Raw genomic sequence first — 14,287 nt, forward strand, 5'->3', positions numbered from 1 at the left:
TGTTGAGAGGCCCGCTTCCGTCCTGGAGGCGGGCCTCTTTCCATTCAAGATCAAATTCCGGCCTCGGTACGCCTTTTCATGGCACAAATCCGGACTTGTCGCCCTCGGTGATCTCGCGCAACACCCGGGCCGGATTCCCCACCGCGATCACTCCCGCCGGAACCGCCCTGGTCACCACGCTCCCCGACCCGATGATCGAGTCGCTGCCGATGGTCACGCCCGGGTTGATGGTCACGCCGCCACCCACCCACACCCGGTCCCCGATCGTCACCGGCTTGGCGTAACACCCACCGGCCACCCGCTCGGCCGCGTCGATGGCATGGTTCGACGTGTAGATCCCGACCCGAGGCCCGAACAGCACGTTGTCCCCGATGCTGATCCCACCGCCGTCGAGCAGCACGCAGTCGAAGTTGGCGTAGAACGCGTCCCCCACACTGATGTTGAACCCGAACTCACACCGGAACGTCGGCTCGAAATGACAGTCCCGCCCGACTTTCTGCAGCAGCCGCCGCAGGATCTCCTCCCGCACCTCCTGGGGCTGCCCGAAACTCCGGTTGTACTCGTCGGTCAGCAGCACGGTCCGCTGCCTCGCCTCGACGAGTTCGCCGGTCAGGTCGTTGTACATCCGGCCGGAAAGAATGTGCTCCCGCTGAGCCTCAAGCGTCACCGGCCGACATTAACCCTCTTCGTTAGGCTTCGGTCATGGATGACAAGACAGTGCTGGGCCGGATCAGCGAACTGGTCGACGAGGAGCACACGCTCCGCCGCCAGTTGAGCGCCGGCGAGATCTCCTCCGACGACGAGCACACCCGCCTGAAGGAACTCGAGGAGTCCCTCGACCAGTGCTGGGATCTGCTGCGCCGGCGCCGCGCGGCCCGCGACGTCGGGAACGATCCCGACGCCGAGCAGGCCCGCAGCGTCGACGAGGTGGAGCACTACCTCAACTGAGGTCTCGGCCGCGGCCGCCTCGGTCGAGGCGGTCGCGGTCCGGGTCGCGGGCGTCGCACTCTCACTGGAGGCCGGCCTCGTACCACAGCCGGTTGATCAGTTCGTCCTCATCGACCGGCAAGCCGCGCTGCCGGAACCAGCCGGCGACATTGCGAACGTCCCGGGCGATGAACTCGCCGCCGCGCGGATTGGCGATCACATCGATGATCTGCGGCAGGTCGATCATCACCAGACGGCCGTCGTGGACCATCGTGTTGTACGGCGACAGGTCACCGTGCGCCACCTGCGCCCGGGCCAGCACCGACAGCGCCTCGGTCATCTGCCGCCACAGGTCGGCGAGCTGATCGGGATCGGCCCGCACCTGGGCGAGACGGGGCGCGGCCTCGCCGGTCTCCCAGTCGCCGATGAACTCCATCATCACCTCGGTGCCGATGAGCTGCACCGGGTAGGGCACGCAGACCTGCCCGCCCTCCTGCCCGATCTGCCACAGTCGGCCGAGGGCGTCGAACTCGGCGGCCGACCACTGCCCGGCGATCATCTGCTTGCCGAACGTGGTGCGGTTGGTCATCGCCCGCATCTCCCGGGACCGGCGCACCCGGCGGCCCTCGAGATAGCCGGCGTCCCGGTGGAAGAGGCGGTGATCGCCGTCCCGGTACCGTTTGGCGGCCAGCATGCTGACCTGACCGGTGCCGGGAAGGTAACGCCGGACCAGGAAGACGTCGGCTTCCTTACCGGTTTTGAGCATGCCCAGCTCGGTGTCGACCGCGCCGTGCTCGGTGCGGACCCAGTCGGGCCGGGGCTCGGGACCGTGCAGCGCACCGTCCCAGGTGGACCAGCGATCGCCCTCCTCGGGCAGGTCCGGGTCCTCCTGCAGAGCCGGCTCCAGCCGGCTGATCTTCAGGAAGTCGGTCTCGTCGTCGTCGAACTTACGGCGCCCACGGCGCACGGAGTGCTCTCGCACTGGAGGATCTCCTCGGAGAAAGAAGCTTTCGGGGAAGCGGGGACAGCAGGCATCACAAAGACGGCCATGAGGTCCACCCCCTTCTCTCTCGTCGGGTCGTTTCGACAACGCGGACACTCTCGCTGATCGCCGCGAGGCCACGCAACCGATTTATCCGCGGGTCGCCATGATCGCCGAGATGGCCTGGATCACATTGCCGGCCACGTGCGTCGGGGCGAACCGGTTGTCCACCCAGCGCCGCCCCCGGTGCAGCCACACGCTGGGCAGTCCGAGGGCCGCCGCGCCGCCGATGTCCGCCTCCGGGCTGTCGCCGACCACCCACGAGCCGGCCAGCCGCATCCGGACCCGCTGGGCGGCCATCGCGAAGATCCGCGGGTTCGGTTTGCTGACCCCGCACTCCTCGGAGATCGCCCAGTCCGCGACGTACCGTTCCAGCCCGGTCCGCCGGATCCGGGACTCCTGCAGCTCGGTCGGCCCGTTCGTCACCACCAGCGGCACCAGCCCGGCGTCGGCGGCGATCTCCAGGGCGCAACTCACCATCGGGTCGAGGCGTTCGAAACTCTGTGGGCCGTTGCGCAACTCGTCGACGAGATCGATCGTCGGCACGCGCAGCCGGTAGCGGTCGCGGATCAGGTCGGCCAGGTCCCAGCGGGAGGTCAGACCGTCGGCGTCGACCGAGACCAGCCACTCCAGGTCGTGCTGCGGGGCGGCGATCTCGTCGAGGAACCCCTTGGCCCACAACCGGAACGCACCGCTGCGATCGAGCAGGGTGTCGTCCAGGGAGAGGAAGACTAGAGGCACGCGCGCACTTTACGTGAGCGTTCACTTCGGCAACCAGTCCAGGAGCGCCCGGAAATAGTCGGGATTCGCGTCATCCGATCGTGGTTGGAAGCCGTACGTACGGCTTGCAAGGCGCTCCGCGGCCGTGAAACGATCAGCGGCGTGCCCAGGGTGAGTCAGGACCAGTTGGAAGCGCGCCGCCACGAGATCCTCAGCGCGGCCCGCAACTGTTTCGCCCGCTTCGGTTACGGCGGCGCCACGGTCCGCCGGCTCGAAGAGGCCACCGGCATGTCCCGTGGCGCGATTTTCCACCATTTCCGCGACAAGGAGCACCTGTTCCTGGCCGTGGCCGAGGACGACGCCGCCAGCATGGCCGAGACGGTCGCCCGCAACGGTCTCGTCCAGGTGATGCGTGACCTGCTCGCACGCGCCGGGAACAGCGAGGGTGACACCGCCGGATGGCTCGGCACCCAGCTGGAGGTGGCGCACCGGAGGCGTACCGACGCGGCCTTCGCCACCCGGTGGGCGCAGCGCTCCGCCGCCATCGCCGACGCCACCCGCGACCGTCTCCAGCGCCAGCGTGAGGCCGGGGTGCTCCGCGACGACGTCCCGGTCGAGGTGCTGACCCAGTTCCTGGAGCTGGCGTACGACGGTCTGGTCCTGCATCTGGCCACCGGCCGCCCGGCCGGCGAGCTGTCCGCCGTCCTGGACGTGGTCGAGGATGCCGTCCGCCGTTGATCACCGAGGTGCAGGAGCAGGGGCGGCGCGCCGCTGACCTGCCCGGGTCCGCGCTGGTCACCGGCGCGTCCCGGGGCCTGGGCGCGGCCATCGCCCGCCGTCTCGCCGCCGATGGCCGCCCGGTCGCGGTCAACTACCTGCCCGATCCCGACGGTGCCGACCGTGTCGTCGCGGAGATCCGCGCGGCAGGCGGGACGGCCGCCGCGTTCCGCGCCGACGCCACCGACGAGACCCAGATCAACACCATGATTGCGGCCGTACGGTCGGAGCTGGGCCCCGTCGGCGTGCTCGTCCCCAACGCGACAGGTCCTCAGCCCGTACGGCAGGCGCTGGATCTGTCCTGGCAGGACCACCTGGATCAGCTGCTGTTCTTCGTCAAGAGCCCCACTCTGCTGATGCAGGCCGTGGTGCCCGACATGCGCGGGCTGGGCGGTGGCCGGATCATCCACATCGGCTCCGACCTGCCCGAACGGTCCGCACCCGGGATGTCCGCCTACTCCGCCGCGAAGGCCGCCCAGTTGTCGCTGACCCGCACGTGGGCGCGCGAGCTGGGCCCGCTGGGCATCACGGTGAACCTGGTGGCCCCCGGCTGGATCCCGGTCGAACGCCACGCCGGCACCGACCCGGCAGCCGTGGAGGCGTACCGCCGGGACGTCCCCCTGTCCCGGATGGGCACCCCACCGGAGGTGGCCGACGTGGTCGCTTTCCTGGCGTCCCCACAGTCCAGTTTCATCACAGGCGAACGAATAGCGGTAAACGGCGGCCACGTCCTCGCCTAGCCCCACCCTCTTCCACCCGCTCCGCATTCCCGCTCCACCTTCCCGGCCCGCCTTCCTGCTCCGCCTTCCCACGCCCTTGCCCTTCTCGGCCGCCCCGCCCCGACCCTTCCGCCTTTCTGGCGTCCCACCTGCCTGCCGCCCGCCCTGACCCCCTTCACCCGCTCCCACCTTCCCGGCCCGTGCCCCACGCCCTCGCCCTGTTCGGCCGTCCCGCCGACCCTTCCGCCTTCCTGGCATGCCACCTACCTGCCGCCCGCCCTGCCCTTTTCCCTTTCACCCGCCGGCCGCCCGCCGCACCTCTTTCCTCCCTCCTCCCCGCCGCCCGGCCTATTTCTTCCCTTCCACCTCCCCGCCGCCCGGCTCACCTCGCCCCTTCCAACTCCCCGCCGCCCGGCCTACTTCTTCCCTTCCACCTTCCCGCCGCCCGGCTCACCTCGCCCCTTCCACCTCCCAGCCGCCCCGGCGGATGCGGCTGGGTTAGTTTTTGAGCATGGATCTCGGACTCACTGATCGTGTCTTCATCCTCACCGGAGCGTCCCGCGGGCTCGGGTTCGCCACCGCGCAGGCCCTCGTCGGCGACGGCGCCCGGGTGGTGATCTCGTCGCGGGACGCCGGCCGGGTGGCCGAGGCGGTGGAGGCGCTGGGCGGCCCCGACCGGGCGGCCGGGGTCACCGCCGACCTGTCCGATCCGAGTACACCCCGTCAGCTGGTGCACACCGCCCAGGAGAGTTTCGGCCGCCTGGACGGCGCGCTCATCTCGGTGGGCGGCCCGCCGCCCGGCACCGCCGCGAGCATGACCGACGACCAGTGGACGAACGCGTTCGAGACGGTGTTCCTGGGTTCGGTCCGGGCCGCCCGCACGTTCGCCGGCGCCCTGCCGAACGGCGGAGCGATCGCCCTGGTCCTGTCGACGTCGGTGCGCGCCCCGCTGGCCGGCCTGGGCCTGTCCAACGGCCTCCGCCCCGGTCTGGCGATGGTGGCGAAGGACATGGCGGACGAGTTCGGCACCCGCGACATCCGCGTCCTGAGCATCCTCCCCGGCCGTTTCATGACCGACCGAAGCCGCGAACTGTTCGAGGCCACCCCCGACCCCACCGCGGCAGAGGAGGCGGTAGCCGCCGCCATCCCCCTACGCCGCATCGGTGACCCCGCGGAGTTCGGCCGCACAGCCGCGTTCCTGCTCTCCCCCGCGGCCGGCTACGTGACAGGAACAGCCATCCCGGTAGACGGCGGTTCCATGCGAGCCCTCTGACCCGATGCCATCCCCCAACACCCCACCCCAGCCAGACGCACCCACAGCCACCACCCCTCCCCGGCCCGAACCGCCAACCACCACCCCTCCCCAGCCCGAACCGCCAACCACCACTCCTCTCCAGCCCGAACCGCCAACCATCACTCCTTCCCGGCCCGAACCGCCGGCCGCCGCCCACCTCCCCCAGCCCGGACCACCGACCGGCTCCGATCTTCCCCAGCCTGGGCCGCCGAACGGGTCGCCCTCTCCCTCGCTCGTGGTCGATCCGGCCGCGGTGGGACGGCCAGGTGCCAAGACGATGGTGAGTGTGAAGCGGCCCAGCACCCGGGCGGCGGCGACGGTGGGGCGGCCCGGCGCCCGGACGCCGACGGTGGGGCGGCCCGGCGCCCGGGCGTTGGCGGTGGGGCGGCCCACCGCCGAGACGATGGCGGCGGCGGCCGGGCAGACCATTGCCGATGTCGCCGGGCCGGATCTGCTGGTGTTGTTCTCCGGGATCAATCCGAGCCTCTACTCGGCGGCGACCGGGCATCATTTCGCCCGGCCGGGCAACCGGTTCTGGCCGGCGCTGCACGGGGCCGGGTTCACCGACCGGCTGCTGCACCCGTCCGAGCAGCATCTACTGCCCGCTCTCGGTCTCGGCATCACGAACGTGGTGTCGCGGGCCACCGCCCGGGCCGACGAACTCTCCCCCGACGAGTTCGTCACGGGCGGCGCCCGACTGACCGACCGGGTCGCCCGGCTCCGCCCTCGCTTCCTGGCGGTGCTCGGTGTGACCGCCTACCGCGCGGCCTTCCACCGCCCGAAGGCCAAAATGGGCCGCCAGCAGGAGACCATCGCCGGAGTTCCGGTCTGGGTCCTGCCGAACCCCAGCGGCCTGAACGCCCACTTCCAGCTACCAGCCCTGATCACCGAATTCACCGCCCTGCGCGAAGCAGCAACCACCCCCGATTGACACCGAGTCCCTCACCCCGCGGGAAACAACAACCACCCCCGATTGACACCGAGTCCGCCGCCCCGTGGGAAACAACAACCACCCGCGGCCGACACCGAGTCCGCCACCCCGCGCCAAGCAGCAACCACCCCGGCTGACACCGAGTTCCCCGCCCTCCGCCAAGCAGCAACCGCCCCCGACTGACAGAGATGACTGTGGTGAGCACCTCCCGCCGGGGTCTGACCCGATCGCTCACCCCAGCCGCCCCGCAACGAGGCGACACCGTGTCACGGAACCTTCGAGGTGGGCCGTCTCCGGCGGGGTGAGGGTGTGGACGGCGAGCGGACCGCGTCGCCGACGGCGACGGGCGAGGGCGGAGGCGCAGCGGGAGCTGTCCTCGATGTCGAAGTGGGCGGCCCCTGAGGTGTGTGGTCAGCGTCGGTCGACTATGGATTGTCGTGGGCGGTTGCGGTCGACTGTGGATCGTCATGGGCGGCAACGGTTACCAAGGGCAGAAGCAGTCACCATGGTCGATAACGGTTTTCATGGGATGTAACGGTTGTCATAGGCTGTAACGGTCGCCATGGGCGGTGGCGGTTGTCATGGGCGGTAACGGTCGTCGCCGGGGCGGGGTGGGAGCACCCGCTGTTCGTGGATGGTGGTCTCTCTGCGGAAACGGTCGGCGGACGGGTGCCAGGCCTCGTCGATCGGGCCCATGATGCCGCCGCCGATGCCTTTGTGTTTCGCCCACCGGGCGAACCGGGCGAACGCCCACAGCATCACGCCGAAGACGACCCCGAAGACCAGGAAACCCGTCATGGGTCGAGGGTAACCGCGGGCACCGGCACGTCGGAGGACCGTGGTGGGTACGGAATCGCGGCGGCGAACTGTGTCCGGTACAGATCGGCGTAGAGGCCGCCGGCCGCCACCAGCTCCTCGTGCCGGCCGCGCTCGACGATGCGCCCCTGGTCGAGCACCAGGATCTCGTCGGCGTCCCGGATCGTGGAGAGCCGGTGCGCGATGACCAGCGCGGTGCGGCCCCGCAGCGCCTCGGTGAGGGCCCGCTGCACGGCCGCCTCGGACTCGCTGTCCAGGTGGGCGGTGGCCTCGTCGAGGATCACGATCGACGGCTGTTTCAGCAGCACCCGGGCGATCGCGAGCCGCTGTTTCTCCCCGCCGGAGAACCGGTGCCCGCGCTCCCCCACCATCGTGTCGAGCCCGTCCGGCAGTGCGCGCACCAGGGCTGCGATCCGGGCGCCGGTCAGGGCCGACCACATCTGTTCCTCGGTCGCTCCCGGCCGCGCGTACCGCAAATTGTCCTTGATCGTCTCGTGGAAGAGGTGGGAGTCCTGGGTGACGACGCCGATGGTGTCGCGCAGCGAGTCGACGGTGGCGTCCCGGACGTCGACGCCGCCGATCAGGACCGCGCCGCCGGTGACGTCGTAGACCCGGGAGAGCAGCATCGACAGTGTCGACTTGCCCGCGCCGGACGGCCCGACCAGGGCGACCATCCGCCCCGGCTCGACGGTGAAGTCGATGCCGGACAGGACCTCCGGGTTCTCCGTGCGGTCGAGGGTGGTGACGTCCTCCAGGGTGGCGAGCGAGACCTGATCGGCGCTGGGGTAGCGGAACCGCACGTCACGGAACTCGACCCGGCCCGTACCGGCGGGAATGGGTGTCGCTCCGGGTTTTTCGGTGATGCCCGGCCGCAGATCGAGGACTTCGAAGACCCGGTCGAAGGAGACCAGCGCGCTCATCACGTCGACCCGGACGTTGCTGAGGGCGGTCAGCGGGCCGTAGAGACGGGTGAGCAGCAGGGCCAGGGTCACGACGGTGCCGGCCGAGACGTCGCCGGTGACGGCCAGCCAGCCGCCCAGCCCGTAGGTCAGGGCCTGCGCCAGGGACGCCACCAGCAGCATCGCGACGAAGAAGGTGCGCGAATACATCGCCTGCTGGACGCCGATGTCGCGGACCCGGGACGCCCGGTCGCCGAAGCGGGCCGCCTCACTGTCCGGCCGGCCGAAGAGTTTGACCAGCAGCGCGCCGGAGACGTTGAACCGCTCGGTCATCGTCGCGTTCATCCGGGCGTCCAGGTCGTACGACTCGCGGGTGATCTCGGCGAGCCGTTTGCCCACCCGGCGGGCGGGCACGATGAACGCCGGCAGCAGGAGCAGCGACAACGCGGTGATCGGCCAGGACAGGGTGAACATCACCGCGGCGGTGAGCACCAGCTGGATGACGTTGCTGAGCACGCCGGAGAGGGTCGACGTGAAGGCCCGCTGGGCGCCGACGACGTCGTTGTTGAGCCGGCTGACCAGGGCGCCGGTCTGGGTGCGGGCGAAGAACTGCAACGGCATGCGCTGCACGTGGTCGAAGACCCTGGTCCGCAGGTTGAGGATGATGCCCTCGCCGATGCGCGCCGAATACCACCTCTGGGCCAGGGACAGCAGCGCGTCGGCGACCGCCAGCCCGGCGATCACCAGCGCCAACCGCACGACGGTGGTGGCCGCGCCGGGGCCGGAACCGGTGATCGTGTTGATCACCTGGCCGGCGAGCAGCGGCGTGGCCACCCCGATGCCGGCCGCGAGGACCACGGTCAGCAGGAAGACGGCGATGTCGCGGCGGTACGGCACGGCGAAGCGGATGATCCGGCCCATGGTGCCCTGGCGCACCTGGTGCCGGTTGACACGATCCGCGTTCTGGATCGAGCGCAGCACCGTCCAGCTGGACATGTCACCTCCCGGGCGTCATTCGACTGGCAGAACCGAAGCCTGCCACGTGGGTATGACAATCCCGGGAGGTGATCTACTCCCCGGAGCCCAGCAGGTCGCTGAGACGCCGTGTCTGGGCCTCGCGCTCGGCCCGGTCCTGCTCCGCGTACGACCGCAGGGGCGCACCCTGGAGCAGGGCCTTGATCTCGGCGACCGCGCCACGTTCCGCGGCCAGCACCGCGGCGGCCAGATCGGCCACCGCCGGGTCGAGTTCGGCCCGGGGTACCACGGCCGTCGCCAGGCCGATCCGGTCCGCCTCCTCGGCGGTTATCCGCCGCCCGGTGACGCAGATCTCCAGTGCACGGGACGGGCCGACCAGTTCGGTGAGCCGTTTCGTGCCGCCCAGGTCGGGCACCAGTCCGAGAGTGACCTCGGCCATGGAGAACTTCGCGTCGTCGGCGAGGACCCGCATGTCACAGTTCAGCGCGAGCTGGAACCCGGCACCGATCGCGTGTCCTTGCACTGCGGCAATCGTCACAAAGGACGGACTGCGCAGCCACGTGAACGCGGTCTGGAACCCGGCTATCCGATCGGCACACTCGGCCGCGGACAACTGTGCCAACCGGGCCAGCGAAGAATCGCCGTCGCCCTTCGCCACCGACAGATCCAGGCCGGCGGAAAACGCGCGCCCCTCGGCCCGGACAATGACGACCCGTACGTCTCCCGGCAATTTCCGGGAAATGTTGCCCAGCTCAGTCCACATCGGAGGTGTCTGGGCATTGAGAACGTCGGGCCGGCACAACGTCACCGTCGCTACCGGCCCGTCCTGTTCATAGCGAACGCCTACCTCGTCGGTCCTGCCCGGCCCGGCGTTGCCGGCCGTCACGCCTTCTTGCGGCGGCGGGCACCACCACGCTGGCGCAACTGCACGCCCGACTCGGTGAGCACACGGTGCACGAATCCGTAGGAACGCCCGGTGGAGGCGGCGAGAGCGCGGATGCTCTCGCCGGAGGTGTAACGCTTCACCAGGTCCTTGGCGAGCGACTGTCGCTCGCTACCGACGATTCGACGACCCTTCTCAGTACTGGTAGCTGTGCCAGTGGCTGCCATCTTGAATCCTCACGTCGCAGACAGTGCGGTCAGATACGGTCCCACCTATTACACCGTCTCGAACGATCATGCGCCAGGTATCTAGCCCCCGCGAACGTGCCCATTTATTACTGTCAGGAACTTGACGGTTACCACGGGCATCAATGTCAGACAGTTTGCCGGCAGCCACTCCGCGCGCATTTCCGGTCCGGTGGGCCACCGCCCAAGACCATCGATCACCTGCGAAAACACTCGATCGAGGGGAGGCCCTCGATCGCTCCGGAGAGTGCTGTGATCGCTCCGTGGCGTGACACTCGACCTTGCGGCTCACCGAAGGCCGAGTGCCCGACCTGTTCCCAAACGCCCGAACATCGCACTGTCTGTGTGGGCACCAGTTGACAACTGGGGATCGACGATGATCGGGCGTTTTCAGCGGCGCGCTCGCGCCACGCCGGAGCCTAGGCCAGCTCGACGAGCTCCAGCATGTCGTCGCTCCAGGCGTCCTCGTCGCCGTCCGGCAGCAGGATCGCGCGGTCCGGCTTCAGCGCCTGCACACACCCCGCGTCGTGGCTGACCAGCACGATCGCGCCCGGGTAGTTGGCGATGGCGTCGAGCACCTGCTCGCGGCTGACCGGGTCGAGGTTGTTCGTCGGCTCGTCCAGCAGCAGCACGTTCGCGCCCGAACAGACCAGAGTGGCCAGGGCCAGCCGGGTCTTCTCACCGCCGGAGAGCACCCCGGCCGGCTTGTCCACGTCGTCGCCGGAGAAGAGGAACGCGCCCAGGATCTTCCGCAGCTCGGTGTCGGTCTGCTCGGAGCCGGCGCTGCGCATGTGCTCCAGGATCGTCCGGTCCACGTCCAGCGTCTCGTGCTCCTGGGCGTAGTAGCCCAGCCGCAGCCCGTGCCCGGCCCGCACCTCACCGGTGTCCGATTCGAGCAGGCCGCCCAGCATCCGCAGCAGCGTCGTCTTGCCGGCGCCGTTCAGCCCCAGGATCGCCACGCGGGAACCACGGTCCACCGCGACGCTCACATCGGTGAAGATCTCCAGCGAGCCGTACGACTTGGAAAGGCCCGTCGCGGTCAGCGGGGTCTTGCCGCACGGAGCGGGACTCGGGAACCGGACCTTCGCCACCTTGTCCGAGGTGCGCACCTCGTCCAGGCCGTCGAGCAGCTTCTCGGCGCGGCGTGCCATGTTCTGCGCGGCGACCGTCTTGGTGGCCTTGGCCCGCATCTTGTCGGCCTGCGCCATCAGAGCACCGGCCTTCTTCTCCGCGTTGGCCCGCTCGCGACGGCGGCGGCGCTCGTCGGTCTCCCGCGCCTCCAGGTACGTCTTCCAGCCCATGTTGTACATGTCGACAACCGACCGGTTGGCGTCCAGGTACCACACCTTGTTGACCGCGGCGTCCAGCAGCTCGACATCGTGACTGATCACGATGAGGCCGCCCTTGTGCTGCGCCATGTAACCGCGCAGCCAGGCGATCGAGTCATGGTCGAGGTGGTTGGTGGGCTCGTCCAGCAGCAGGATGCCCTTGCCGTTCTGCCCCGAGTTGGCGAACAGGATCCGGGCCAGCTCGATCCGGCGGCGCTGACCACCGGAGAGGGTGCCGATCGTCTGGGCCAGGGCGCGCTCGGGCAGACCCAGGTTCGCGCAGATCCGGGCGGCCTCGGCCTCGGCGCCGTACCCACCGAGGGCGGAGAACTGGTCCTCCAGATTGCCGTAGCGCCGGATCAGTTTCTCGTCGGCGCTCTCCTCGAGCTGCACCTCGAGCTTCTGCATCTCGGCCAGGATCGAGTCCAGGCCGCGAGCCGACAGCACCCGGTCCCGGCCGGTCACGTTCAGATCGCCGGTCCGCGGGTCCTGCGGCAGGTAACCGATCTCACTCGTCCGCTCGACCTGACCCGCATACGGGGTGCCCTCGCCGGCCAGCACCTTCAGCGTGGTGGTCTTGCCCGCGCCGTTGCGGCCGACCAGGCCGATCCGGTCGCCCGGCTGCACCCGCAGGGTGGTCGGGGAGATCAGGATGCGCGCGCCGGCGCGGAGTTCCAGTCCGGTGGCGGTGATCATGTGAATTCTCGCTCTCGTGGATTCGGGCTGACTCAGGGCGCAGAAAAGCGCCGGCCATCGGATTTGACGGTCGGCGCCGGGGCAGGTCAGCCTTCGCAGAGCAGCACGCCGCCATAGTACCGGGCCCTCCCTCGGACCTCCCACTCGATTAACCGGCAAGATCATCGGGTACACGCCCGGCAACCCGTGGTGAAGGTGGGACGAGAATGGAACTCAACGAACGCGCCGACATCGACACCAGTCAGATCGAGGACGGCCGTGGATCCGGCGGAGGCGGCGGCATAGGCGGCCTGCCGATCGGTGGTGGTGGCATCGCCGGCGTCGTGGTGACCCTGATCATCGCCGTGGTCGGCGGTTACTTCGGGATCAACACGCTGGGCGGCGGTGGTGGCGAGTCGACCGGGCAGCCACTCACCCAATGCAGTGACGACGCGCAGAAACTCCAGGTGCTGGAGTGCCGTAACGGGCTCTACGTGACGTCGATCCAGAACTACTGGCAGAAGCAGTTCCCGGAATCGTTCGGCGAACAGTACAAGCCCGCCAAGACGCACCTCTTCTCCGGCAACGTCAACACCGCCTGCGGGGCCGCCGACTCCGGGGTCGGCCCGTTCTACTGCCCCGCCGACGACAAGGTTTACATCGACCTCACCTTCTATCAGGTGCTCTCGAAGCAGCTCGGCGCTCCGGGCGAGTTCGCCCAGCCGTACGTGCTGGCCCACGAGTACGGCCATCACGTCCAGGACGTGCTCGGCACCGAGGAGGAGATGCGCCGCCGTCAGGAGCGCGACCCCGACTCGGCCAACCAGGAGTCGGTGAAGCTGGAGCTGCAGGCCGACTGTTACGCCGGCGCCTGGGCCCACTCCGCGGCGAGCACCACCGACAAGGACGGCGACAAGATCTTCACCAGCCTCACCGACGCCGACATCCAGGAGGGCATCCAGACCGCCGGCCAGATCGGCGACGACGCGCTCCAGGGCCGCGGTGGCGGCGAGGTGAACCCGGAACAGTTCACCCACGGCACTTCCGAACAGCGCCAGAAGTGGTTCCGCGTCGGCTGGGAATCCGGCGACCCCACCCAGTGCGACACCTTCAAGGCCGGAGCCGTCAGCTGACCCCGCACCCCGCGCGGTCAGCTGATCCCGCTCCCCTGCGCGGTCGGTTGACCCTGCTTTCCAACGCGGTCGGCCTCTGCGCGGTCAGCTGACCCCGCACCCTGCGCGGTCAGCTGACCCCGCACCCTGCGCGGTCAGCTGACCCCGCTTCCCGGTCGGTGCCCCTCGGCGCCGGCCGGCTCGTGGATCAGGATCGGCACGGCCCGGGCCGCTGACACCGCCGACACCAGCACCGCGTGACGGGGCTCGGGCACTTCCAACATTCTTTCGGTACGCAACGCGGCGACCGCCTTCAACTGCGGCGCCGACAGGATCGCGTCCACAGCGGACCGGTCGCCACCGGTCACCAGCGCGGTCAACGACCGGACCTCCGGAAGCAGGATCCGCCCCGCGATCCCGGCCCCGTCCGACGCCGCGGCCTTGGCCTGGTTGTCCCGCCGCCTCGCGAACCGCTGCTGCGACCAGCCGCCCGCTGCCGTCCGGCCCTGGACATAATGCGTGTCCACCTTGGACGCCACCAGCTTCTCCCCGTCGGCGATCCCGACCGCGACCGCACCCTTGCGGGCCAGCAGCAACCCCAGCCTGCGGGACGCCCGTGCCTGCTCGATCAGCTCGCTCACGGTGCCGGCCGACTCCACCCCCGCCGGCAGGCGCAGCTCAGCCGTCGCACCATCCGGGGCGATCAGGATCAAACCCTCTTCGCGGTACGGTCCATGCCGCCTCCCGAAATTCTCCAGCCATCGGGGCAACCGCTCCGGCGCGACGTCCACCCATTTGCCACCCCCCGCTGCTGCTCGCTCGTTCACAAGGCCCACCCTACGGCTCGCCGGACCCGGTCCAGCCCGTTGTCCACAGCCCGCTCCGGCCGTCGTCACGGTTATCCACAGGGGGTCCGTTCCGGTCGTACCGCGGTGGCAGGATTC

Annotated in this window: 15 protein-coding genes; 6 read left to right on the top strand and 9 right to left on the bottom strand. The window is 69.7% G+C overall.

The window, feature by feature from the left end; genetic code table 11:
* Positions 1–76: 76 nt before the first annotated feature.
* The gene (locus tag Aco03nite_RS05480) at positions 77–667 is read right to left on the bottom strand and encodes a sugar O-acetyltransferase (RefSeq protein ID WP_203793645.1); all 591 of its coding nucleotides are present in this window, start codon (positions 665–667) and stop codon (positions 77–79) included.
* Positions 668–702: 35 nt separating this feature from the next.
* Here Aco03nite_RS05480 and Aco03nite_RS05485 point away from each other — a divergent pair, with 35 nt between their 5' ends.
* Positions 703–948 (top strand): DUF2630 family protein, encoded by a 246-nt coding sequence (locus Aco03nite_RS05485; protein WP_203793646.1) that lies wholly within the window; start codon positions 703–705, stop codon positions 946–948.
* A 61-nt stretch (positions 949–1,009) separates the two neighbouring features.
* Here Aco03nite_RS05485 and Aco03nite_RS05490 read toward each other — a convergent pair whose 3' ends face one another.
* The gene (locus Aco03nite_RS05490) at positions 1,010–1,909 is read right to left on the bottom strand and encodes a serine protein kinase RIO (protein ID WP_203793647.1); all 900 of its coding nucleotides are present in this window, start codon (positions 1,907–1,909) and stop codon (positions 1,010–1,012) included.
* 150 nt (positions 1,910–2,059) lie between these two features.
* Positions 2,060–2,710, bottom strand: a complete 651-nt coding sequence (locus Aco03nite_RS05495; protein ID WP_203793648.1) for an HAD family hydrolase — start codon at positions 2,708–2,710, stop codon at positions 2,060–2,062.
* A 141-nt stretch (positions 2,711–2,851) separates the two neighbouring features.
* Here Aco03nite_RS05495 and Aco03nite_RS05500 point away from each other — a divergent pair, with 141 nt between their 5' ends.
* From Aco03nite_RS05500 to mug, 4 genes are all read left to right on the top strand, one after another.
* On the top strand, positions 2,852–3,427 hold the full coding sequence (locus Aco03nite_RS05500; protein ID WP_203793649.1) for a TetR/AcrR family transcriptional regulator: 576 nt from the start codon (positions 2,852–2,854) through the stop codon (positions 3,425–3,427).
* Positions 3,424–4,206: an SDR family oxidoreductase gene (locus Aco03nite_RS05505; protein ID WP_239144934.1), complete on the top strand. Its 783-nt coding sequence runs from the start codon at positions 3,424–3,426 to the stop codon at positions 4,204–4,206. The genes Aco03nite_RS05500 and Aco03nite_RS05505 overlap by 4 nt, the downstream gene beginning before the upstream one ends.
* Before the next feature lie 490 nt (positions 4,207–4,696).
* Positions 4,697–5,458 carry an SDR family oxidoreductase gene (locus Aco03nite_RS05510; protein ID WP_203793650.1) on the top strand — a complete coding sequence of 254 codons (762 nt, stop codon included), beginning with the start codon at positions 4,697–4,699 and terminating at the stop codon, positions 5,456–5,458.
* Between the two features lie 298 nt (positions 5,459–5,756).
* Positions 5,757–6,410 (top strand): G/U mismatch-specific DNA glycosylase, encoded by a 654-nt coding sequence (gene mug, locus Aco03nite_RS05515; protein ID WP_203793651.1) that lies wholly within the window; start codon positions 5,757–5,759, stop codon positions 6,408–6,410.
* Between the two features lie 579 nt (positions 6,411–6,989).
* On the opposite strand, the gene Aco03nite_RS05520 is transcribed toward mug, so the two are convergent.
* The 5 genes from Aco03nite_RS05520 to Aco03nite_RS05540 form a co-directional block, all read right to left on the bottom strand.
* Positions 6,990–7,208: a hypothetical protein gene (locus Aco03nite_RS05520; protein ID WP_203793652.1), complete on the bottom strand. Its 219-nt coding sequence runs from the start codon at positions 7,206–7,208 to the stop codon at positions 6,990–6,992.
* Complete coding sequence (locus tag Aco03nite_RS05525) at positions 7,205–9,121, bottom strand: ABC transporter ATP-binding protein (RefSeq protein WP_203793653.1); 1,917 nt, start codon at positions 9,119–9,121, stop codon at positions 7,205–7,207. Before Aco03nite_RS05525 ends, Aco03nite_RS05520 begins: the two co-directional genes overlap by 4 nt.
* A 73-nt stretch (positions 9,122–9,194) precedes the next feature.
* Positions 9,195–9,986, bottom strand: coding sequence for an enoyl-CoA hydratase/isomerase family protein (locus tag Aco03nite_RS05530; protein WP_203793654.1), 792 nt, complete (start codon positions 9,984–9,986; stop codon positions 9,195–9,197).
* Entirely contained in the window at positions 9,983–10,210 is a 228-nt protein-coding gene (locus Aco03nite_RS05535; RefSeq protein WP_014441759.1) for a helix-turn-helix domain-containing protein, read from the bottom strand. The genes Aco03nite_RS05530 and Aco03nite_RS05535 overlap by 4 nt, the downstream gene beginning before the upstream one ends.
* Before the next feature lie 437 nt (positions 10,211–10,647).
* Positions 10,648–12,252 (bottom strand): ABC-F family ATP-binding cassette domain-containing protein, encoded by a 1,605-nt coding sequence (locus tag Aco03nite_RS05540; protein ID WP_203793655.1) that lies wholly within the window; start codon positions 12,250–12,252, stop codon positions 10,648–10,650.
* A 206-nt stretch (positions 12,253–12,458) separates the two neighbouring features.
* On the opposite strand from Aco03nite_RS05540, the gene ypfJ reads away from it, so the two are divergent.
* Positions 12,459–13,364: a KPN_02809 family neutral zinc metallopeptidase gene (ypfJ, locus tag Aco03nite_RS05545; RefSeq protein WP_203793656.1), complete on the top strand. Its 906-nt coding sequence runs from the start codon at positions 12,459–12,461 to the stop codon at positions 13,362–13,364.
* Positions 13,365–13,498: 134 nt separating this feature from the next.
* On the opposite strand, the gene Aco03nite_RS05550 is transcribed toward ypfJ, so the two are convergent.
* Positions 13,499–14,170, bottom strand: coding sequence for an acVLRF1 family peptidyl-tRNA hydrolase (locus Aco03nite_RS05550; RefSeq protein ID WP_203793657.1), 672 nt, complete (start codon positions 14,168–14,170; stop codon positions 13,499–13,501).
* Positions 14,171–14,287: the final 117 nt, after the last annotated feature.

The sequence above is a fragment of the Actinoplanes couchii genome (assembly GCF_016862075.1).
In the GTDB taxonomy this organism is placed as follows: domain Bacteria; phylum Actinomycetota; class Actinomycetes; order Mycobacteriales; family Micromonosporaceae; genus Actinoplanes; species Actinoplanes couchii.

What these genes read in the sequence shown, in the direction of transcription:
- Aco03nite_RS05485 (WP_203793646.1), top strand. Translation starts at nt 703, where the DNA reads ATGGATGACAAGACAGTGCTGGGCCGGATCAGCGAACTGGTCGACGAG.
- Aco03nite_RS05510 (WP_203793650.1), top strand. Translation starts at nt 4,697, where the DNA reads ATGGATCTCGGACTCACTGATCGTGTCTTCATCCTCACCGGAGCGTCC.
- mug (WP_203793651.1), top strand. Translation starts at nt 5,757, where the DNA reads ATGGTGAGTGTGAAGCGGCCCAGCACCCGGGCGGCGGCGACGGTGGGG.
- Aco03nite_RS05520 (WP_203793652.1), bottom strand. Translation starts at nt 7,208, where the DNA reads ATGACGGGTTTCCTGGTCTTCGGGGTCGTCTTCGGCGTGATGCTGTGG.
- Aco03nite_RS05525 (WP_203793653.1), bottom strand. Translation starts at nt 9,121, where the DNA reads ATGTCCAGCTGGACGGTGCTGCGCTCGATCCAGAACGCGGATCGTGTC.
- Aco03nite_RS05535 (WP_014441759.1), bottom strand. Translation starts at nt 10,210, where the DNA reads ATGGCAGCCACTGGCACAGCTACCAGTACTGAGAAGGGTCGTCGAATC.
- Aco03nite_RS05540 (WP_203793655.1), bottom strand. Translation starts at nt 12,252, where the DNA reads ATGATCACCGCCACCGGACTGGAACTCCGCGCCGGCGCGCGCATCCTG.
- ypfJ (WP_203793656.1), top strand. Translation starts at nt 12,459, where the DNA reads ATGGAACTCAACGAACGCGCCGACATCGACACCAGTCAGATCGAGGAC.